The following is a 20,047-nucleotide window of genomic DNA, read 5'->3' on the forward strand; positions in this document are numbered from 1 at the left end:
CATGAGCTGGTGGGACGTCGTGACCGTGACCGTGGGTGCCTTCGTGGGTGCCGGGGCGGCGTTCGCGTCGAACCTGCTCGTGCGGCTGATCGAGTCGCGCCGGCGCGAGGCGTCGGCCCTCAACGAGCTGATCACCGAGATCCACTTCCGGCGCGTACTGCGCCGGGTGGCACCGAGGCTCAGCCCCAACCCCCGCGCCCTCGACCCCGTCTACGAGCAGGCCCGTCATTCGATCTCGGCCCTGCGGGGCGAGATCCGGCGGGCGCGACGGGCGCTCCGTCCTCGCTCGTCGGCCCTGCCCGTGCTCAACGAGATGACGCTGGCGTGCAACACCTTCCTCGACGACAGCGACGACGCCCCCGAGCGCTACCGCCTGCACCTCATGCAGCTGCACGCCCGGCTCAACGCCTCGGTCCGACGACTGAGGTCCGACCGTCGGTCCATCTCCGACCTCGAACCCGGCGAGGCGCACCTCGGCGCCACCGTCCAGGGGTTGAGCGCGCCCACCACGGCCCTGCCCGTCGACGACTGACCGCCGCCGGGTCGGACGCCGACCCGCGTCAGGGCCGGCCGACGACCGACGGCCTGGCCGGACGTCACCGAGGAGGCGCGGGTACCGTCCCCCGCATGAGCGTCCGCGACCAGACCCCGGCCCCCGACACCACCCCCCGCGACGACGCGTCCGGCGCGAGCGAGACGGTCGACCCGGCCGGGCACGACGTCGACGCGACGTACACGGTCCCCGGGACGCACTCCGAGTCGGCCGCCGAGAAGGCCGGCACCCCCGAGCAGGCGATCGACGAGGCCCGCGAGGGCGAGGCGCCCGACCCGGCCGACGTCCACGTCGCCTCGGACGAGTACCCCGAGGTGCCGGCCTTCAACGGCATCACGGCCAGCGACCGCTCCGTCTGAGCCGCCGTTAGGCTCGGGTGATGGCCTCCGTTCCCGCTCCCCGTGCCCCCCAGAAGCCCGTCACCCGGTCGCACCACGGCCACGACTTCGTCGACGACTACGAGTGGCTCCGTGCCAAGGACGACCCCGAGGTCGTCGCGCATCTCGAGGCCGAGAACGCGCACACCGAGGCCGAGACGGCCCACCTCGCCGGTCTGCGGCAGACGGTCTTCGAGGAGATCAAGGGCCGGGTGCAAGAGACCGACCTGGGCGTCCCGGTCCGTGAGGGCTCGTGGTGGTACTACTCGCGCACGGCCGAGGGGCAGCAGTACGGCATCCACTGCCGCGCACCGATCACCGGGCCCGACGACTGGAATCCCCCGTCGATCGAGGCGGGCGAGGCCGCCGAGGGCGAGCAGGTGCTGCTCGACGGCAACGCCGAGGCCGAGGGGCACGACTTCTTCTCGATCGGCAGCTTCGACGTCTCGCCCGACGGCACCCTGCTCGCCTACGCGGTCGACGTCGAGGGCGACGAGCGCTACACGCTGCGCATCCGCGACCTGGCGACCGGCCGCGACCTCGACGACGTGGTCACCGGCACGGCCGCCGGCGCCCTGTTCGACGCCACCGGCCGATACGTCTTCTACCCCACCGTCGACGAGTCCTGGCGGCCCGACACCATCTGGCGTCACGAGGTCGGGCAGCCCGGCGACGACGTCACGGTGTTCACCGAGACCGACGACCGCTACTGGATCGGGGTGGGCCTCACGCGCAGCCGCCAGTACCTCGTCGTCGACGTCGGGTCGAAGATCACGAGCGAGACCTGGCTGCTCGACGCGGCCGACCCGACCGGCGAGTTCCGGGTCGTCTGGCCGCGCCGCGAGGGCGTCGAGTACGACGTCGAGCACGCGATCGTCGCGGGCAGCGACCGCCTGCTCATCGTCCACAACGACGGCGCCGAGAACTTCGAGCTCGTCGACGTGCCGGCCGACGACCCCACCTCGACGACCGACCGCCGCGTGATCGTCGAGCACCGCGCCTCCGTCCGGCTCGAGTCCGTCGACGCGTTCTCCGGCCACCTCGTGGTCGAGTACCGCCGCGACGCGCTGCCGCGCTTCGCGGTCGTGCCGCTCGGTCCCGACGGCTACGGCGAGGTCTCCGAGGTCGGCTTCGACGAGCCGCTGTTCGCCGCCGGCGCGGGCGGCAACCCGGAGTTCCACCAGCCGACCGTCCGCTTCGGGTACACCTCGTTCGTCACGCCGTCGACGGTCTACGACCTGGACGTCCGCACGGGCGAGCGTCACCTCCTCAAGCGTCAGAACGTGCTCGGCGGCTACGACCCGGCCGACTACGACCAGGCCCGCGAGTGGGCCACGGCGACCGACGGCACCCGCGTGCCCGTCTCGCTCGTCTGGCGCCGTGACGCCGTCCCCGCCGAGGGGCCCTCGCCCGTGCACCTCTACGGCTACGGCTCGTACGAGCACAGCATCGACCCGGGCTTCAGCGTCGCCCGCCTGTCGCTGCTCGACCGCGGCGTCGTCTTCGCGGTCGCCCACGTCCGCGGCGGCGGCGAACTGGGACGCTCCTGGTACGAGGACGGCAAGACGCTCACCAAGAAGAACACCTTCACCGACTTCGTCGCCGTCGCCGACCACCTGATCGCCGAGGGTCGCACGACCCCCGAGCTGATGGTGGCCGAGGGCGGCAGCGCGGGCGGCCTGCTGATGGGCGCGGTGGCGAACATCGCCCCCGACCGGTTCGCCGGCATCGTCGCGGCCGTCCCGTTCGTCGACGCCCTGACGAGCATCCTCGACCCCGACCTGCCGCTCACCGTGATCGAGTGGGACGAGTGGGGCGACCCCCTGCACGACGCCGAGGTCTACGAGTACATGCGCGGCTACAGCCCGTACGAGAACGTTCGCGACGACGTGACCTACCCGCGCATCCTCGCCGTGACCTCGATCAACGACACCCGGGTGCTCTACGTCGAACCCGCCAAGTGGGTGGCGCGGCTGCGCGAGGTCGACGCCCCCGTGCTGCTCAAGACCGAGATGTCGGCCGGGCACGGCGGCGTCAGCGGACGGTACGAGTCCTGGCGCGAGCGGGCGTTCGAGATCGCGTGGATCCTCGACGTCCTCGGGCGGGCCTGACGAACGTGGACCACGTCGCCCTGCTGCGGGGCGTCAACGTCGGCACGGCCAAGCGGGTGGCCATGGCCGACCTGCGACGCGTGGCCGCCGACCTCGGCTTCGAGCGCCCCGAGACGCTGCTCAACAGCGGCAACCTGGTGTTCGGGGCGTCGTCGCGGCTCGGTGCCGACGACGCCGCCGGGCTCCGGGCGTCGATCGCCCGGGCCACCGGCGTCGACGCCGACCTGGTGCTGCTCGACGCCGAGCGCTTCACGCGGCTGGCCGTGGCGAACCCCCTCCGACGCGAGGAGCGCGAGCCGAAGCTGCTGTCGGTCGCGTTCGCCGAGGTGCCGGGCGCGCTCGACGGGGTGGCGCCTCCCGACGTCGACCTGGGCGACGAAGAGATCGTGGTCTCGCCCGACGCCGTCCGCCAGTGGCTGCCGGCAGGCGTGCTCGCCTCGCGGGTGCCGGCCGCCTGGTGGCGGGGGCTGCCGACTCCGGTCACGGCCCGGAACGACGCGACCGTGCGCAAGCTCGAGGCGCTGCTCGCCCGCCGCTCCGCCTGACCCCTTCCGCGCCCGAGGTCCGACGTCAGAGGTCGGCGTCCCGACGTCAGAGGTCGGCGTCCCGACGTCAGAGGTCGGCGGCGGCGCGGCGGAAGCGGCGGAGGGCGTCGTCGGCACGGGCGGACTCGAGGGTGGCCAGCACGCCGTAGCCGAAGGCGTCCTCGCCCGACCGGTTCGCGAGCGTCGCGACCTCGCGCATCGAACGCACCGCCGCGAGGGCGTCGCGGTGCTCGCCGAGGGCGTCCTGGACGGCCTCGGCCCGGCGGGCCCGGCCGCGACCCGATCCGCTGCGGGCCCGGTCGGCCTCGAGGGCGTACCGCAGTCGTCGGGCGGCCTTCCGCGCGTCGTGCAGGACCGGGAGCGCGTCCACGGCGCCTGCTCGGTCCGTCGCGTCCACGGCCGCCAGCCCCGCCCGGACGGCCCGCCTCGTCCGCTTCCGCTCGGCCCGCAGCCGCGCGGCCGAGAGGTCGGCGGCCGGGTCGGTGGCGTGCTCCCCCGTCGCCGGGGCCGCCACGAGCGCGTCGACCGCGTCCAGCAGGTCGAACCAGGCGCCCGAGTCGAGCAGGCGACGCACGTCACCGACGGCCTCGTCGAGTCGTTCGCCGAGCCGGGCGTCGATCCGCCCCGTGACCTGGGCGGCCACGAAGCCCTCCGGAGCCGAGGAGGCGCGGGTCGCCACCCGGCCTCGCGCCACCTCGACGTCCCGAGCGGCACCCGAGACGTGGCCGACGTGGCGGGCCCCCGCCACGACGGCGGCGGCGAGCCCGGGGTCGAGGACGCCGTCCCACACGGTCAGCAGGGCGCGCAGTCGCCGGGTCGTGGTCCGCAGCCGATGGACCGCATCCGGCCGGCCGTCGCGCACGGCGGCGTCGACCGCGAGCAGCTCGTCACGGAGTCCCGACGCAGCGGACGCCACGAAAGCCGCCGCCGACTTCTTCTTCGGGGCCGGGGTGGCCGGGGCAGGCACGACCGTCGAGGCGGCCCCGCCGGTGCCGTCGCCCGACGCCGCCGGCACCGCGAGTTCCGAACCCAGCCCTCTGGCCAGCTTCGACTTCGACGACGAGAGCGACGCACCGGCCGCCTCCAGCCGCTCCGCGACCGCGTCGAGCAGCCGCTCGCCCTCGTCGCCGTCGACACCTGGCGCGAGCTCGACCTCCCACTCGCGCCAGGTGCGCAGCACGCCCGTGTCGGGGTTCGACGCCCGCACGACGTCGTCGGCGAGCTCGGCCAGCTCGCGGTCCGAGCCGTCGAGCAGGCGGGTCACGGTGCGCGTCGTCTCGAGTCGGAGCACGGGGTGCACCGGTCGGCCCCGCAGCCGCGCCTCGACCAGCCGGCGCAGGACGTCCGGCACGGGCTCGCCCGGGTCGCCGAGCGGCCAGTGGACCTCGCGGCGCCCGGTCGTGCCGGCCGACGGCGGCAGCTTGAGGTGCCATCCGGCGTCGCCACCGCCCTCGCGCCTCCTCAGGGTGGTCCGGGCCCCGAGCAGCGTGTGGTCGACGGTGTCCCAATAGGTCGCGGCGAGCTCGACGGGGTCGTCGTGCCCCACGCCGTCGACGACGAGCGCCTCGGCGGCGTCGCCCCCCACCCCGACAAGGTCGGGCACCCCGGCACTCTCGTGGACGTCGTACTTGCGCTCGATCTCGGTCTGTTCGGTGCGGTGCGGTGATGCGGGGCTCATGCCTCCGTTCTAGTCGGGAGGCCCGGTGGCCGGCCCTCCGGACCCCGCGGGGCGGCCCGGCGTAGGGTCGTCGCATGAGCGATGTGGCACCGATTCTTGCCGGATGGATGGCGCGTCAGCGCTGGTACGCGACCAAGGGACGAACGCCCGCCCTGCGGGTGATCGGATCGTTCGAGGCCGAGGTGGACGACGCCCTCACCATGACGCTGCTGATCATCGACGAGGCGGCGGACGTCCCCGTCCTCTACCAGGTGCCCCTCGTCAGCCGCGCGACCCCGTTGCCCGGCGGCGACGCGGCCTTCATCGGCTCGGCCGACGGACGCTACCTCTACGACGGTCCCCACGACCCGGCCTACGCCCGGGAGTTGCTGCGCACCATGTCCGCCGAGGCGCACGTGGCGGGTGCCGACGTCACGGTCGACGGCACGCGCATCGTCGACCCCGGGCAGGTGCGTCGCTCGCGCGTGCTCTCGGGCGAACAGTCGAACACCTCGATCGTCTACGACGTCGAGGGCGGCCCCGTCGACCAGGTCATCGCGAAGGTCTTCCGGGTGCTGCACCACGGCGACAACCCGGACGTCACCACCCAGGCCGCCCTGACCCGTGGCGGGTCGACGCACGTCCCCTCGTCGTTCGGCTCGTTGCGCGCGACCTGGCCCGACGTCGGGCGCGAGGGCGGGACGGCCACCGGCCACCTCGCCTTCTCGCAGGAGTTCCTCCCCGGCCTCGAGGACGCGTGGCGCGTGGCCCTGACGGCGGCGGCCGACGGTACCGACTTCACCGCCGATGCCCACGCGCTCGGCGTCGCCGTCGCCGAGGTGCACGCGACCCTCGCCGCCGACCTGGGCACGGTCCCCGCGGGCGACGACGAGATCGCCGGGGCCCTGACGAGCATGCGTCGACGCATCACGACCGCGTCGCGCGAGGTGCCGCAGATCGCCGAGCACGCCGCCGCGATCGGTGCCGTCTACGACGCGGCCGAGCACCTGCACTGGCCCGACCTGCAGCGCATCCACGGCGACCTCCACCTCGGTCAGGCCCTGCTCTCGCCCGAGCGCGGCTGGATGCTCATCGACTTCGAGGGCGAGCCCCTGCGGCCGATGCCCGAGCGCTCGCGCCCCGACCTGCCGATCCGCGACATCGCGGGCATGCTGCGGTCGTTCGACTACGTGGCCGGTTCGCTGGCGCAGGAGGCCGTCCCGGTGGACGCCGCGGCCTGGGCGCACGACGCCCGCCGCGCGTTCGTCGACGGGTACGTCGCCTCGTCCGGCGTCGACGTCCGGGCCGCCCGGGCCCTGCTCGACGCGTTCGAGATCGACAAGGCCGTGTACGAGGCGATCTACGAGAGCCGCAACCGGCCGGACTGGATCGACATCCCGCTCGCGGCCGTCGCCCGGCTCGCCGCACGCAGCGCCCCCGCCGCCGGCTGAGCCGGGCGGGCAGGGTCGCGAGGCGTCCCCCGCGTGCGCGCCGCGCCTCCTGACCCCTCGACAGCGAGGGGGCAGGAGGCGCGGCGCCGACCTCAGGGACGCGGCACGTTGCGCAGGTTCGACCGCGCCATGGCCACGGCCTCGCCCGCGCCGCCGTTCATGACGATCTTCGACATGGCGAGCGAGAAGCCCTTCACCTGGGCGCCCGTGATCGTCGGGGGTAGCGAGAGTGCCTTCGGGTCGGTCGCGATGTCGACGAGCGCCGGACCGTCGTGTTCGAAGGCTGCCTCGTAGGCCGCCCGGAGGTCGCGGGGGTCGTCGACGTGGACGGCGTGGATGCCGATGGCGCGCGCCACCGCGGCGTAGTCCGTGTAGGGCACGTCGACGCCGAAGTCGGGGAACCCGTCGACGAGCATCTCGAGCTTGACGAGGCCGAGCGTCGAGTTGTTGAACACGACGATCTTCACCGGCAGCTGGTACATCTGCGCCGTGACGAGTTCGCCCATCAACATGGACAGCCCGCCGTCGCCCGAGATCGAGACGACCTGGCGATCGGGGTAGGCCATCTGCGCACCGAGGGCGTGCGGCAGGGCGTTGGCCATCGAGCCGTGCAGGTACGAGCCGAAGATGCGCCGCCGCGGGGTCGGGGTGACGTAGCGCGCGGCCCAGACGTTGCCCATGCCCGTGTCGGCCGTGAAGATGGCGTTGTCGGCGGCGACCTCGTCGAGCAGCGAGGCCGCGTACTCGGGGTGGATCGGCCGCATCTTCTCGACGTTCTTCGTGTAGGCCCCGACCGCACCGGTCATCAACTTCTCGTGCTTCTTGAGGGTCTTCTCGAGGAACCTGCGGTTCTTCTTGCGCTTCACGAGCGGCATGAGCGCCCGGAGCGTCGGGGCGATCGCCCCGTGGACGGGCACCTGCACGTCGGCGCGACGACCGATCACGGCGGCGTCGACGTCGACCTGGGCGATGGTGACCGTCGAGGCGTCCGGCAGGAACTGCGGGTACGGGAAGTCGGTGCCGAGCAGCACGAGCAGGTCGGCGTCGTGGATGCCCGCGTGGGCGGCACCGTAGCCGAGCAGGCCGGTCATGCCGACGTCGAACGGGTTGTCGTACTGGATGACGTCCTTGCCCCGCAGGCTGTGCCCGATCGGGGCACCGACGAGGTCGGCCAGGGCGATGATCTCGTCGTGCGACCCACGACCGCCCTCGCCGACGAAGAACGCGACGGTGTCGGCCTGGTTCACGGCATCGGCCAGGGCCTGCACGTCGTGCCGGTCGGGCACGAGCTCGGGCGGGCGGACGCTGACGTAGGCGGGCACCTTGCCGCCCGCGTCGAGTTCGGCGATGTCGCCCGGCAGCGTGATCACGCTGACGCCCTCGCCCGCCAGGGTGTGCCGGATCGCGCTGGCGACGACCATCGGCGACTGCTCGGCCGACGAGATCATCTCGCTGTAGCCCGAGCACTCGACGAAGAGGCGGTCGGGGTGGGTCTCCTGGAAGTAGTCCGAGCCGATCATCGTGCTCGGGATGTGGCTGGCGATGGCCAGGACCTTGGCACGGCTGCGGTTGGCGTCGTAGAGCCCGTTGATGAGGTGCAGGTTGCCCGGGCCGCACGACCCGGCGCAGACGGCGAGCTCGCCGCTCATCTGGGCGTCGCCCGAGGCCATGAACGCCGCGGCCTCCTCGTTGCGGACGTGGATCCAGTCGATCCCGCCCTTCGCCGAGCCGCCCGTGCGACGCACGGCGTCGACGATCGGGTTCAGGCTGTCGCCGACGATGCCGTAGATCCGGCGGACGCCGGCGGTGACGAGCTGGGCGATGATCTGGTCGGCGACCGTGTCTGCCATGGTGTTCCCTTCGTGGTGCGTGCCGGTACGCCTCCCAGACAACTCCCCCGGCGCTCACCGCCGACCGGGCTTAACCTGGGGTCATGAGCGACATCGCGAGCACGTACGTCCCCGAGTCCGGCACCATCACCATGTTCAGCACCTCGTGGTGCGGCTACTGCGCCCGCCTCAAGCAGCAACTCGGCAAGCAGGGCATCGCCTTCACCGAGGTCAACATCGAAGAGGTCCCCGGCACGGCCGAGATCGTCGAGAAGGCCAACGGCGGCAACCAGACCGTGCCGACGATCGTCTACCCCGACGGCTCGACGGCCACGAACCCCTCGCTCGCCGACGTCCAGGCCAAGCTCGGTCTCTGACGCCGTCGTGGGCCCGACCGGCACGACCTCCTCGGCACGTCGCCCCCTGCGGCTGCTGATCCTCGGCGGCACCGCCTGGCTCGGTCGGACGATCGTCGAGGCCGCCCTCGCCGGCGGCCACGACGTCACGTGTCTCGCCCGCGGGTCGTCCGGCGACGTCCCCGAGGGCGCGGCGTTCGTCCGGGCCGACCGTCGCACGCCCGGGGCGTACGACGCCGTGCTCGAGGGCGGACGACGCTGGGACGCGGTCGTCGACCTGAGCCGCGACGCGTCGCACGTGCGTGACGCCGTCTCGGTGCTCGAACCCGCCAGCGCCTCCTTCGTCTTCGTCTCGAGCGTCAGCGTCTACGCCGACACCGCGACCACCGGCGCGGACGAGACGGCGGCCCTCGTCGACGCCGACGAGTCGGACTACGGCGGGTCGAAGGTCGCGGGCGAGCGCGCCGTCGTCGAGGCGTTCGGTGCCGACCGGTCACTGCTCGTCCGGGCGGGCCTCATCGGCGGACCGGGCGACCACACGGGCCGCACGGGCTGGTGGCCGCTGCGCTTCGCCCTGGCCGCCGCGTCCTCGGAGCCCGATCCCGTGCTCGTGCCCGACGTGCCCGGCCTCGACGTGCAGCCGGTCGACGTCCGGGACCTGGCGAGCTGGATCGTCGCGTCCGTCGAGCGAGGTCTCTCGGGGACGTTCGACGCGGTGGGTGATCGGCAGTCGCTGGCCGACCACCTCGCGGTGGCGCGCCGGGTCGCCGGCCACACGGGCGAGGTCGTACCGGTCGACGAGCCCTGGCTCGACGCACACGGGGTCGGGCCGTGGGCCGGGCCCCGGTCGATGCCCCTCTGGGTGCCCGTCGCCACGCACGCGGGCTTCGGCGCCCGGTCAGGAGGCGCGGGCCGGGCCGCCGGGCTCGTGCCGCGCCCCGTGGACGAGACGCTGCGCGACGTCCTCGCGTGGGAACTCTCGCGTCCCGGCCCGGCGGGCCCCCACGGCGCGGGGCTCGAGCCCGCCGACGAACGCAAGCTGCTCACCGCCGCCCGCGACCGCTGAGGCCGACCCCCGCTCTGCCACTCTTTGCCGGTCTCTGCAAGCCGCGCCCCGCGCCTCGCGCACCGCCCGCCGCACCCGCCATGCAGTGCACCGCGTTTCGTGCAGCACGCTCCCTCTAGTCGCGGTGCGGTGAACGAAACGCGGTGCGATGCCGGCAGGCGGCCCGGTCCGGCGCGTCCTGGGTAAAAGGCCCCCGCGCCTCCGCACCCCGTTTCGTGCGCCACACACCGTCTAGTCGCGGTGCAGTGCACGAAACGCGGTGCCGTCGCGGCAGGCGGCCCGTGTCAGCTCTGTGCGGGCGGGGCGAAGAACTCGATCTGGTTGCCGTCGGGGTCCTTGATCATGAGGGCGTGGCCGAAGTCCGCGTCCTGCAGGTCGGACTCGATGCCGACCGACGTGGCGTGCTCCTGCCAGGCGACGACGCCGTCACGATCGGTCACGGCCAGGCCGATGTGGTCGAGCCCGGGGACGGTCGGGTCGAAGGCCGCGCTCGATCCCCCGGTGTAGGCCGTCACCCCGAGGATCTGCCCGTTGCCGACGGAGAAGATGCGGCGATCGAGGCCGTCGAGTTCGATGCGGCCGACGGGGCCGGCGCCGAGCAGCTTCTCGTAGAAGGCGAGGCTCGTGTCGAGGTCGGAGACGGTGATGGCGACGTGGGCGTAGCCGGAGAGTTCGGGCATGGGGTGCTCCTTCGGTGGTCGGGTGTTCTCCGACCCACCGAACTCGCCTCGACTGAGAACGGCCTCTCGTCCCGCGCTCCGCCGTCCCCCGCATCCCTCCACAGGGTGGCGAGATCCGATCCCGGAGTCCGCTCGAGCCCGAGACGATCGACGCGTGACCACCCACGAACGAGACCTTCGTTCCCTCCTCATCCGCTCGCGGTTCGACGATCCGTCGGAACGCCGAGCCCACGCGCGTGGCGAACTCGTGCGCGTCGCGCCCGGACGCTACGTCGAGTCGGCGGCCTGGCGGGGCCTGCGCCGCGAGGAACGCCACGCCGTCCGAACGGCGGCCGCGGTCGGCCGGATGCGTGACGCGGTCGTCGTCTCCCACACCTCGGCGGCCGCGGTGTGGGGCATGCCTGTGCTCGGCCCGCCGCTCGCCCGCGTCTCGACGACCGACCCGGCGCGCGCCCGGACCCACACGGGTGCGCACGTGACCAGACATGCGGCACCGCTGCTCTCGGACGAGATCACCCCTCATCGGGGTCTCCTCGTGACCACGCCGGCCCGGACGGCCGTGGACGTCGCTCTGAGCGGGACACGCAGCCAGGCCGTGGCCGTCCTCGACCACTGCCTGCGACGTCGGTTGTGCACGCTGGCCGAGTACCAGGCGTGCCTGCTGGGACGAGACCGTGTCCGGGGCTCGACCCGCGCCTCCTGGGTCGCCGAGTTCGCCAGCCCCCTGGCCGGTTCCGCCGGTGAATCGGTCTACCGGGTCGCCCTGGACGGTCTCGGATTCCCGGCACCCCGTCTCCAGGAACGGCACGTCGACGACGAAGGGCTCATCGGGTTCACCGATTTCGGGTGGGAGGCCTACGGCGTGTACGACGAGTTCGACGGCTTCGTGAAGTACCTCGACCGCGAGATGCGGCACGGGCTGACGGCGGAGGAGATCGTGGTCCTCGAGAAGGTCCGTGAAGACCGGCTGAGGGGGCTGCCCTACGTGAACCGGGTGACACGAACCGTCTGGCGCGATCTCGCGCGTCCGCAGCGGATCGTCACACGGCTCGAGCGAGCCGGCCTCCCGCGCGTCCACACCGCGAATCGTGCACGGCACCGTGACTAGTCGGGGGGCCGTGCACGAAACGCGGTGCGGCGCGGTGCGGCGCGGCGCGGCGCGGCGCGGTGCGGCACGGTGCGGCGCGGTGCGTCGAGGTGCAGCGCGGTGAGGGCGGGTCAGGCTTCGAGGGCCTCGGTGAGCAGGGCGACGAGGGCCGAGAGCTGCACGTCGACGGAGTCGACGACCTCGGAGTCGTCGCCGTCGAGTGCCCGGGCGGCGAGGCCGGCCTTGCTGTCGATCAGCTCGGCGATCTTCGTGTCGATCGTCTGAGCCGCGATGACGCGCCACGCCGTGACCGGCTCGGCCTGGCCGATGCGGTGCACGCGGTCGATGGCCTGCGTCTGCTCGGCGTCCGTCCACGACAACTCGGCCAGCACGACGTTCGAGGCGACCTGCAGGTTGAGCCCCACGCCGGCCGCGGTCAGCGAACAGACGACGACCTCGACCTCGGGGTCGTTCACGAAGGCGTCGATCTGGCGCTGACGGACGGCCGGGGTCTGGTCGCCGCGGATCGACGAGTACTTGATGCCCCGCTTGGCGAAGGTGGCCTCGGCGACGTCCATGACGTCGATGTGCTTGGCGAAGAACACCACCTTGCCGACGTTGCGGGCGAGCTGGGCGGTGTAGTCGGCGGCCAGGCCGGCCTTGGCCTGACCGATGCGGCGCACCATGCTGAAGACGTTCTCACCCGTGCTCGACGCGCTGGCGTCCTCGAGCTCCCACTTGGCGACCTGGCGGACGAGGTCGTGATCGATGCCCTCGACGCGGACGCCGGACGTGCGGGTGGTGAGCGCGGTGCGGTACTTCTGCACCATGCGGCGGGCCAGCTCGCGTTCGGCGTCGCGGATGGACCGGCCCACCTCGTCGTCGAGCTCGACCGGAAGGTCGGCGATGCGGCGGGCGGGGATGTCGGAGGCGACGTCGACCTTCTTGCGACGGACGATGCCGAGGTCGATCACGATCTCGCGCGCCGACGAGAAGAACCCGGGGTCGGCGGGGGTCAGGCCGACCTCTTCGAGGCGCTCCATCAACTCGGCGGCGGGCTTCTTGTCGCCGATCCAGCCGAGGAACTCCCAGATGGCGCGGAAGTCCTCGATGTCGTTGATCAACGGGGTGCCGGTCAGCGCCATGAGCAGCGGGTGGGCGGTGCGCGACCGGATGCGCTGGGCGAGCTGCAGCACGTGCCGCGACCGCTGCGATTCTTTGTTCTTGATGAAGTGGGCCTCGTCGACGATCATGCCCTTGAAGCCGAGCTCGCCGAGCCAGCCGACGTGACGGTCGAGCACCTCGTAGTTGACGATGACCACGTCGGCGAAGGCGTCGAGCTTCTCGCCGTCGCCGTGGATGACGGTCGCCGTGCGCGTCGGCGTCCACAGCTGGACCTCGCGGGCCCAGTTCGTCTTGACGACGTTGGGCACGACCACGAGCAGCGGGTACGCCGCGGCCGCCTGGGCGGCGAGCAGGGCCTGGGCGGTCTTGCCGAGGCCGGGCTCGTCGGCGAGCAGGTAGGTGCGGTGGCCCTGGCGGGCGGACTCGACGAGCTGTGCCTGGTGGTGCATCAGGGTGGCGCCCGCGGGGGCGTCGACCGTGGTGGGCTCGGGCAGCGGCATGCAGGCCGAGCCTCCCCCGGCGCCGTACTCGAAGGACTTGAACAGGGGGCCGAAGAGCTCCCAGTTCGCGAGCCGGCGCGGGTGCGCCTCGCGGGCGACCTCGGCGAGCGCGAAGTCGGGCGGCAGGAACGGGTTCGCCAGCTGCCGCGAGATGACCGACTGCGGGACGACCTGTCGCTCGGAGGTCGGCGCGACCGGCGCCGCCTCGGTGACGATGATCTGCTGCTCGGGCTCGAGCTCGAGCCCGGCCGACATCTGCATGTCGCGCTTGAGCGTCTTGGCGGCCTCGCTGACCGTGGCCGCGTCGCCCAGCAGGGTGATCAGCGACGTGTCGCGGGCGGCGGTCTTGGCCAGGATCTGGGCGACGCCGTCGAGGCGCTTCATCTGCTCGGCGCGCTCGGACTCGCTGATGGCCCTGTCGACCTTGACCCGGGCGCGTTCCTCGCGCATGAGCAGGGCGATGACCTGGAACTTGGTGCGGCTCGAGGGCTTCACCTGACCGCGTTGCGCGGCGGCCTCGACCTCGCGCACCGCACGGGCGAGGACGGGGATCAGCCCGTCGTTGTCGACCTCGCGGCGACGGTTCGGACGCTGGGCGGTGCGGGTACCACCCGATTGACGCTGGCCTGGTCGAGCCAAGGCTCCTCCTCGTGGTCGACGCGGGACGTCGACGGTGCTGTGCCGCCGTGTCGGCGGAGGGTGCTGCGCGGGACGCCGAGAGGCTCGGCGACCCGGACGGACGACGACCGAGAGGGTCGCGCCGGATGCGTGCGGGGCGGGGTGCCGCGCGATGGACAGCTGTACCGGCTTCGCGACGGGCGACCTTCGTGGCGGGCAGTCCGACGACGGCACGTGCCCCGAAGCCCCGTCACGCCGAGGTGTCGACTCGCACCGGAGGAGGCGCGGACCGGAGAACACCCGGGCGGTGAAGCTGGGGACAGTTTACGCGTACGACGCGCCGGTACGCCACCAGCGCCTCCTCGTGTCTCGGGGCCCGGTCCCGACGGGCCGACGACGCGTCAGCCGCGACGACGCAGGCCGCGGGTCGCCGGCCCCTCGAGCACGCTGCCGTCGGCGGCGAACCGCGACCCGTGCAGCGGGCAGTCCCACGACCGTTCGGAGTCGTTCCAGGTGACGATGCCGACGAGGTGCGGGCAGATAGCCGACACGGTGCACACCTCGCCGTCGACGGTCGAGCGCGCGACGGGGGCGAAGCCACCCGAGCGGCCCACCTCGCCCTGGCCCTCGGCGGGGGCGACGGCGACCAGACGGCGGGTCATCGCGCCGGCCCAGCCCTTGGCCGCCCACCACGCGTCGGCCGCGTTGATGCCGATCCCCGACGCGATGGCGATCGGCGTCGTGACCCGCCCGTGCAGCGTGGTCATCCAGGGCTGCGGGTCGCCGAGCACGTCCGACACGAGGGTCATCGCGGCCTGGACCGCGTTCGTCAGCCCCCAGTGCTCGTAGCCGGTCGCGAGGTAGATGCGGCCCCGACCCCGCGGCAGCCAGCCGACGAACGGCACGTGGTGCGGCGTGCCGTAGTCCTGACCGCTCCACGAGTGGGTCGGCCGCGCACCCGGCCAGTGGCGCGTCGTCCACTCGGCGAGGTCGTCGACCATCGCGATCGTCGAGGAGGCGCGACCCACCGGGTGCCGGTTGCCGCCGGTCACGAGGCGGTCGCCCACCGCGGAGAACGACCGGGTGGGGCCGTCGACCGCCTGGTACATGCCGTCCGGCAGGTCGTCGACGCCCTCGAAGGCCAGGCCGTAGGAGCGCTCGCTGCGGAGCTTGGCGAAGTAGAGGCCGCGGTCGAGCACGGGGCTGCCCGTCGTGACGTGCACGCGGCGGCCGCGGACGTCGGGACCGTCGCTGTGGGTCACCGTCGGATTCGTCGCGTCGACGCCGGTGACGCGCACCCCCTCGACGACGACGCCACCGAGCGCCCGGACGTCCGCCACCAGCGCGACGATCGCCTGCACGGGGTCGAACTGCGCCTGGTCGGGCAACCGGAGTCCGCCGGTCGTGCCGAACGGGAGGTCGAGGCCGAACTCCTTGACGACGGGGAGGCCGGCCTTCCTCGCGACGAGGTACTCGTCGTCGACCGTGGCGAGCCCGGCCCGGGTCGTCGCGTAGCTGAAGGCGTCCCGGCGCTCGACCTCGACGCCGGCCTCGTCGAGGTAGTCGACCATCCAGTCGAAGCCCGCCCGGTTGGCCGCGACGTAGGCGTCGACGACGCTCTGGTAGGTGTTCGTGCGGATGCGCTGGAGCTGCCTGCCCTGCAGCAGCGACATCGACGCGGACCCGCTGCCGCTCGCGACGCTGCCGACCGTGCGCGCCTCCAGGACGGCGACCCGGTGACCGCGACGCGCGAACAGCAAGGCGGTGACGAGTCCGGTCAGGCCCCCGCCGACGATCACGTCGTCGTAGACGGTCTCGGGGTCGATCCTGTCGGTGGTGACGTCGGGAGCGGCGTCGAGCCAGGGTGACGGCATGGGGGCCTCCGGGTGCGCGGGTGGGTGCTGCGCGCCACGGTAGGCCCGTCCGCCCGTCCGTGGGTGCGCGGCGGACCCGTCCGTGGGTGGGCGGCGGAGGGGCGGGCTGTCAGGCGGGGCGGGCGAGGGTGCCCGCGGCGGCACCGATCAGCTGGACGGCCTTGCGGCGGCCCGTGTCGGTGCCGAGCGTGGCCTGTCCGCCGGCGTGGGCGAGCAGCTGCGACGCGACGCCCGGCGCGAGCCGGTCGGCCAGGCCGGGCAGGCGTTCGACCCAGGCGCGCGTCACGTCGTCGGCGAGGCGTTCGCAGGCCCGGGCCTGGGCCTCGTCGCCGTTGCCCCGGTGCCACTGTCCCGTCACGACCAGATGGGCGACGAGGGCCGCCGCGTCGCGCGCCGGGTGCCCGAGCCCCGCGGTGTCGACGTCGAGCAGACCGGTGACCCGCCACGGCTCGGACGGGTGCACGAAGAGCTGCTCGAGGTGCAGGTCGCCGTGGATCACGGCGAGGGCGTCCGAGGCGGATGAGGCGCGGCGCCGGTCGATCTCGTCGTAGAGGCCGTCGATCTCGGTCGCCCGGTCGGGCAGCGCGGCGCGCAGCGTCGAGCGGTGCCAGGCTCCGTGGTCGAGGGCGTCGGACTGCGCCCGCGCCACCACGTCGACGCGGGCGATGCGCGTGCCGAGGTCGACCATCTGCTCGACGAACCGCGGGTCGTCGACGAGCTCGACGACGCGCTGCCCGGCCGGCACCCCCGGGACGCGTTCGAGGACGAGCAGGCCGTCCGCCCGCGAGGCGAGCACGGCGGGCACCGGCAGCCCCTGCGCCCGGAACGCCTCGTGCAGGGCGACGATCGGTGCCACCCGGTCGGGGCGGACCACCTTGAGGAAGACGGTGGTCTCGGCGGCATCGAGTCGGATGACGGCGCGCTTGCCGGGTCGGTACGCCGCGACGCTCAGCCGCGGTTCGGTGACGACGACGCCGAGCGCCGCGAGCGCGTCGGCCACCCGGTCGGGATACGTGGCCCCGGCGAGCGCCGGCAGCATCGGGTCGGCCGGGTAGGCCCAGACGGCGAGCGGCTGACCGGTGGTCGGGTCGCGGGTGAGCACCGAGGACTCGTCGGCGGCCCGGGTGTCGGTGTCGATGAACGTCAGCACGGTCGAGGTCGCGCCGACCGGGTCGACCGTGTCGACCTCGTAGCCGTAGAGGAACCCGGCGCCCGAGGGCTCGACCGAGTGGGGTCGGAAGGCGACGACGGTCAGCCCCGAGTTCGCGAACGCGGCGGGGAGCACCTCGGCGGAGTTGGGCCACACGAGGACGCAGTCAACCAGCAGCCGGACCGATCGGTGGGGAGGCGCGGGCGGGGTGACCGTTTCGTGACCTGTCGCGACGTAGCGACGCGGGCGGCGCCTCCCCGTCTACCCTGGAGGGCGTGAAGGTCGTCTCGCGCATCCGGCAGACGAAGCGCACGCCCCTGCTCCAGGTGGTGAAGACGAGCGTCGCGGTGATGGCGGCCTGGTTCGCCTCGGTGGCCCTGTTGCAGCAGCCCCTGCCGATCTTCGCCGCGATCGCGGCCCTGCTCGTGGTGCTGCCGAGCGTCAACCAGTCGTTCGTGCGCGGCCTCGAGCGCAGCGTCGGCGTCATCGCCGGCGTGCTCATCGCCTTCGCGGCCGGCCAGCTGTTCGGCGACGCGACCTGGATCGTGCTGGCGATCGTCGTGGTGAGCCTGCTCGTGGCCTGGGCCTTCCGGCTCACGCCGAGCTCGGCGAACCAGGTGCCGATCTCGGCGATGCTCGTGTTGGCGATCGGCGCCCAGACCCCCGACTACGCGCTCGACCGGGTGCTAGAGACGATCATCGGTGCGGCCATCGCGCTCGCGATCAACGCGTTGATCGTGCCTCCCGTCGCCCTCGCCCCCGCGCACCTCGCCGTCGGACGGCTCGCGCGCGACATCGCGTCCGTGCTCGACGAGACCGCCGCCGTGCTCGACGAACCGGTCGACGGGTCGCGGCTCGCCACGGGCCTGACCAGGGCCCGCGAGCTCAGGGTGGCCCAGGCCCGGGCGGTCGACGCGGTCACCGCGGGCGAGGAGAGCCTCCAGCTCAACCCCCGTGCGAGCCGCAACCGCAGCGTCCTCGAGGCCGACGCGGCGCTGCTGCGGCGCCTCACCGTGCTCGTCAACCGGGTGGTCGGCATGGTGCGGTCGGTCCACGACAACTACGACCCCGGGCTGTCCGACGACCCCGTGGTGCAGAGCATCGCCGAAGACCTCCGACGAGCCGCCCACGACGTGCGCCTGCTGGCGCGGACCACCGAGGAGGCGCTGCCGGCCGGGCGCGCCTCCCGCCTCCCCGACGCCACCGGCGGTCCCGCGACGGGCACCGGGCACGACGACGGCCCGGCGCTCACGTCGCCGGTGAGCGTGCTGCGCCCCGACCCGGACAACTGGGTGCTGGTCGGGTCGCTGCTCGAGGACCTGCGCCGCGTGCGCGAGGAGATCATCGGGTAGCATCCGACGATGCGACGGGGCCGGGCGACAGGGGTGGCCGACCCGACCCTCGACCGCTACGCCCCGTTCGCGCTGGTGACCGAGCCCGGTGCCCTCGGGCTCACCCGCTCGACGATCGAGACGGCACACGGCCGGACGGTCGTGCACCACGCGACGGCGTCGGCCGACCGGTCCTCGCGCCGCCGGGCGACCGTCCTGCTGCACGGGGCGGCTGGTTCGTGGACGACGTGGACCCCCCTGCTGCAGGCCGCCCGCGAGGTGGACGCGGTCGTCTCCCGCCCGGTGCTCATCGACCTGCCGGGGTGGGGCGCCTCGCCCGAGCCGGACCCGGGCCTCGACGTCGAGTCGGCCGCCGCCGTGGTGGTCGAGGTCGCCGAGGCGCTGGGCGTCACCGAGTTCGACCTCGTCGGTCACTCGATGGGCGCGTTCGTCGCCCTGCACCTGGCGGCCGTCCGACCCGACCTGGTGCTCAGCGTCTCGGTCGTGTCGGCCACGTCCTTCTCGGCGATCGACGCCGTGACGCACCCGGTGCGGGGCCTCGTGCGGCTGCCGGCCTTCACGCTGCTGCGCGCGGCGTTCGGGGTGCTGCCCCGCGCCTCCGCGTCCCTGCTGCGCGGCGCGGCCCGCATCGGACTGCTGCGAACACTGTCGTCACCCGTCTTCCGCCACGTCGACCGCGTCCCACGCTCGGTGCTCGAGGCGTTCGTGGCCGAGCTCAGGCCCCGGGGCTTCCTGGCGGCGTCGAGGTCGGGGCAGGGGTACGACGCGACCCGGTGGCGAGGCATCGAGTGCGACGTCGCCGCCGTCAGCGGAGCCGACGACGTCTTCGCCCGGTCGTCCGACCTCGACCGCCTGGCCGACGTCGTGCGGCACGCCCGGACGACCCTCCTCGCCGACTGCGGGCACTTCGCCCACGTCGAACGGCCCCACGAGACCTTGCGGGCCCTCGGCTGGGTCGAGGGCTAGGACGCCTCGGCCGACGCCGCCGAGCCCGCCCCGGCCTCGACCTCGCGCACGATCATCGCGACGCACCGCGCGTGGCCCAGCGGCCGGAAGTGGCCGTCGACCGGGAACTCGAGGTTGACGGCCCCCGGCAGGACGCTGCCCTCGGTGACGTGGGCGTCGAACCGCGACGCCATCGACGTGATGGTCCCGTTCGCCTCACGCTGTCCCGCGAGCCGCAACAGGTCGGCGTCCCGGGGCGAGAAGGGCCTCAGCGCCCTGACCGGCAGCACCCTCGCCCAGCGCGACCCCGAGAAGGGACTGTTGACCGTCACCATGCGGGTGATGCGTCGCTCGGCGTCGGTCGAGACCATCATGGTCTTGCCGACGAGCCCGCCCTTGCTGTGGGCCAGCACGACGACGTCCCGCAGGTCGTGGGCGTCGAGGATGCGTTGGGCCACCTCGGCGGTGGCCGCGATCGGACGACGGTTGTGGCCCATGCCGGGCACCACGACGATCGGGTGACCCCGATCGTTCAGCCGGTCGGCCACGGGTCGGAGGAAGCGCCAGGTCTCGTAGACGCCGGGCAGCAGCAGGACGGGCTCACGGTCGCCGTCACGGTAGCGACGCGGCACCACCCGGCCCGACCGCGGGACGAGGTGCACCCACCAGACGTACCGGTAGTCGAGCACGACCGTGCGGACGAAGCGCCAGAGGCCGACCCGGCGACGTCCGTGGCCACGCGACGGTGTGGAGCTCATGCCGCCACGCTAG

General features: G+C 73.4%; 17 protein-coding genes. 10 read left to right on the top strand and 7 right to left on the bottom strand.

Features of this window, described 5'->3' with window-relative positions:
* Position 1 precedes the first annotated feature (1 nt).
* From QRN23_RS14580 to QRN23_RS14595, 4 genes are all read left to right on the top strand, one after another.
* Complete coding sequence (locus QRN23_RS14580) at positions 2-532, top strand: hypothetical protein (RefSeq protein ID WP_056048177.1); 531 nt, start codon at positions 2-4, stop codon at positions 530-532.
* A gap of 95 nt (positions 533-627) precedes the next feature.
* Positions 628-912 (top strand): hypothetical protein, encoded by a 285-nt coding sequence (locus QRN23_RS14585; RefSeq protein WP_056048180.1) that lies wholly within the window; start codon positions 628-630, stop codon positions 910-912.
* Positions 913-932: 20 nt separating this feature from the next.
* Positions 933-3,041 carry a S9 family peptidase gene (locus QRN23_RS14590; protein ID WP_056048184.1) on the top strand — a complete coding sequence of 703 codons (2,109 nt, stop codon included), beginning with the start codon at positions 933-935 and terminating at the stop codon, positions 3,039-3,041.
* Between the two features lie 5 nt (positions 3,042-3,046).
* Complete coding sequence (locus QRN23_RS14595; RefSeq protein ID WP_056048188.1) at positions 3,047-3,586, top strand: DUF1697 domain-containing protein; 540 nt, start codon at positions 3,047-3,049, stop codon at positions 3,584-3,586.
* A 67-nt stretch (positions 3,587-3,653) separates the two neighbouring features.
* On the opposite strand, the gene QRN23_RS14600 is transcribed toward QRN23_RS14595, so the two are convergent.
* Positions 3,654-5,264, bottom strand: coding sequence for a CYTH and CHAD domain-containing protein (locus QRN23_RS14600; RefSeq protein WP_285063936.1), 1,611 nt, complete (start codon positions 5,262-5,264; stop codon positions 3,654-3,656).
* Positions 5,265-5,338: 74 nt separating this feature from the next.
* Between QRN23_RS14600 and QRN23_RS14605 the strand changes: the two genes are divergently transcribed.
* Entirely contained in the window at positions 5,339-6,694 is a 1,356-nt protein-coding gene (locus QRN23_RS14605; RefSeq protein ID WP_123571808.1) for a maltokinase N-terminal cap-like domain-containing protein, read from the top strand.
* A 92-nt stretch (positions 6,695-6,786) separates the two neighbouring features.
* Here the strand turns inward: QRN23_RS14605 and QRN23_RS14610 are convergent, their stop codons facing one another.
* Positions 6,787-8,544 (bottom strand): pyruvate dehydrogenase, encoded by a 1,758-nt coding sequence (locus QRN23_RS14610; protein WP_285063937.1) that lies wholly within the window; start codon positions 8,542-8,544, stop codon positions 6,787-6,789.
* An 83-nt stretch (positions 8,545-8,627) separates the two neighbouring features.
* Between QRN23_RS14610 and QRN23_RS14615 the strand changes: the two genes are divergently transcribed.
* Together QRN23_RS14615 and QRN23_RS14620 are read left to right on the top strand one after the other, a co-directional pair.
* Positions 8,628-8,900 carry a mycoredoxin gene (locus tag QRN23_RS14615; RefSeq protein ID WP_056048200.1) on the top strand — a complete coding sequence of 91 codons (273 nt, stop codon included), beginning with the start codon at positions 8,628-8,630 and terminating at the stop codon, positions 8,898-8,900.
* Positions 8,901-8,907: 7 nt separating this feature from the next.
* Complete coding sequence (locus QRN23_RS14620; RefSeq protein ID WP_285063938.1) at positions 8,908-9,945, top strand: NAD-dependent epimerase/dehydratase family protein; 1,038 nt, start codon at positions 8,908-8,910, stop codon at positions 9,943-9,945.
* A 284-nt stretch (positions 9,946-10,229) separates the two neighbouring features.
* Here QRN23_RS14620 and QRN23_RS14625 read toward each other — a convergent pair whose 3' ends face one another.
* Entirely contained in the window at positions 10,230-10,625 is a 396-nt protein-coding gene (locus tag QRN23_RS14625) for a VOC family protein (protein ID WP_056048202.1), read from the bottom strand.
* Positions 10,626-10,779: 154 nt separating this feature from the next.
* On the opposite strand from QRN23_RS14625, the gene QRN23_RS14630 reads away from it, so the two are divergent.
* A complete protein-coding gene (locus QRN23_RS14630; protein ID WP_200413509.1) occupies positions 10,780-11,733 on the top strand; it encodes a hypothetical protein in 954 nt (317 codons plus the stop codon).
* 110 nt (positions 11,734-11,843) lie between these two features.
* Here the strand turns inward: QRN23_RS14630 and QRN23_RS14635 are convergent, their stop codons facing one another.
* The 3 genes from QRN23_RS14635 to QRN23_RS14645 all read right to left on the bottom strand — a co-directional run bounded on the left by QRN23_RS14635 (position 11,844) and on the right by QRN23_RS14645 (position 17,135).
* Entirely contained in the window at positions 11,844-13,976 is a 2,133-nt protein-coding gene (locus QRN23_RS14635) for a DEAD/DEAH box helicase (RefSeq protein ID WP_285063939.1), read from the bottom strand.
* A gap of 380 nt (positions 13,977-14,356) precedes the next feature.
* The gene (locus QRN23_RS14640) at positions 14,357-15,829 is read right to left on the bottom strand and encodes an FAD-dependent oxidoreductase (protein WP_123571813.1); all 1,473 of its coding nucleotides are present in this window, start codon (positions 15,827-15,829) and stop codon (positions 14,357-14,359) included.
* A 109-nt stretch (positions 15,830-15,938) separates the two neighbouring features.
* Entirely contained in the window at positions 15,939-17,135 is a 1,197-nt protein-coding gene (locus QRN23_RS14645; RefSeq protein WP_285063940.1) for a phosphotransferase family protein, read from the bottom strand.
* Positions 17,136-17,254: 119 nt separating this feature from the next.
* On the opposite strand from QRN23_RS14645, the gene QRN23_RS14650 reads away from it, so the two are divergent.
* Both QRN23_RS14650 and QRN23_RS14655 read left to right on the top strand, forming a co-directional pair.
* Complete coding sequence (locus QRN23_RS14650; protein WP_123571815.1) at positions 17,255-18,331, top strand: FUSC family protein; 1,077 nt, start codon at positions 17,255-17,257, stop codon at positions 18,329-18,331.
* 9 nt (positions 18,332-18,340) lie between these two features.
* Positions 18,341-19,297 carry an alpha/beta fold hydrolase gene (locus tag QRN23_RS14655; protein ID WP_123571816.1) on the top strand — a complete coding sequence of 319 codons (957 nt, stop codon included), beginning with the start codon at positions 18,341-18,343 and terminating at the stop codon, positions 19,295-19,297.
* Here the strand turns inward: QRN23_RS14655 and QRN23_RS14660 are convergent.
* Positions 19,294-20,034, bottom strand: coding sequence for an esterase/lipase family protein (locus QRN23_RS14660; RefSeq protein ID WP_159826866.1), 741 nt, complete (start codon positions 20,032-20,034; stop codon positions 19,294-19,296). The genes QRN23_RS14655 and QRN23_RS14660 overlap by 4 nt on opposite strands.
* Positions 20,035-20,047: the final 13 nt, after the last annotated feature.

The sequence above is a fragment of the Frigoribacterium sp. ME-P-080 genome (assembly GCF_030209595.1).
Classification (GTDB): Bacteria; Actinomycetota; Actinomycetes; order Actinomycetales; family Microbacteriaceae; genus Frigoribacterium.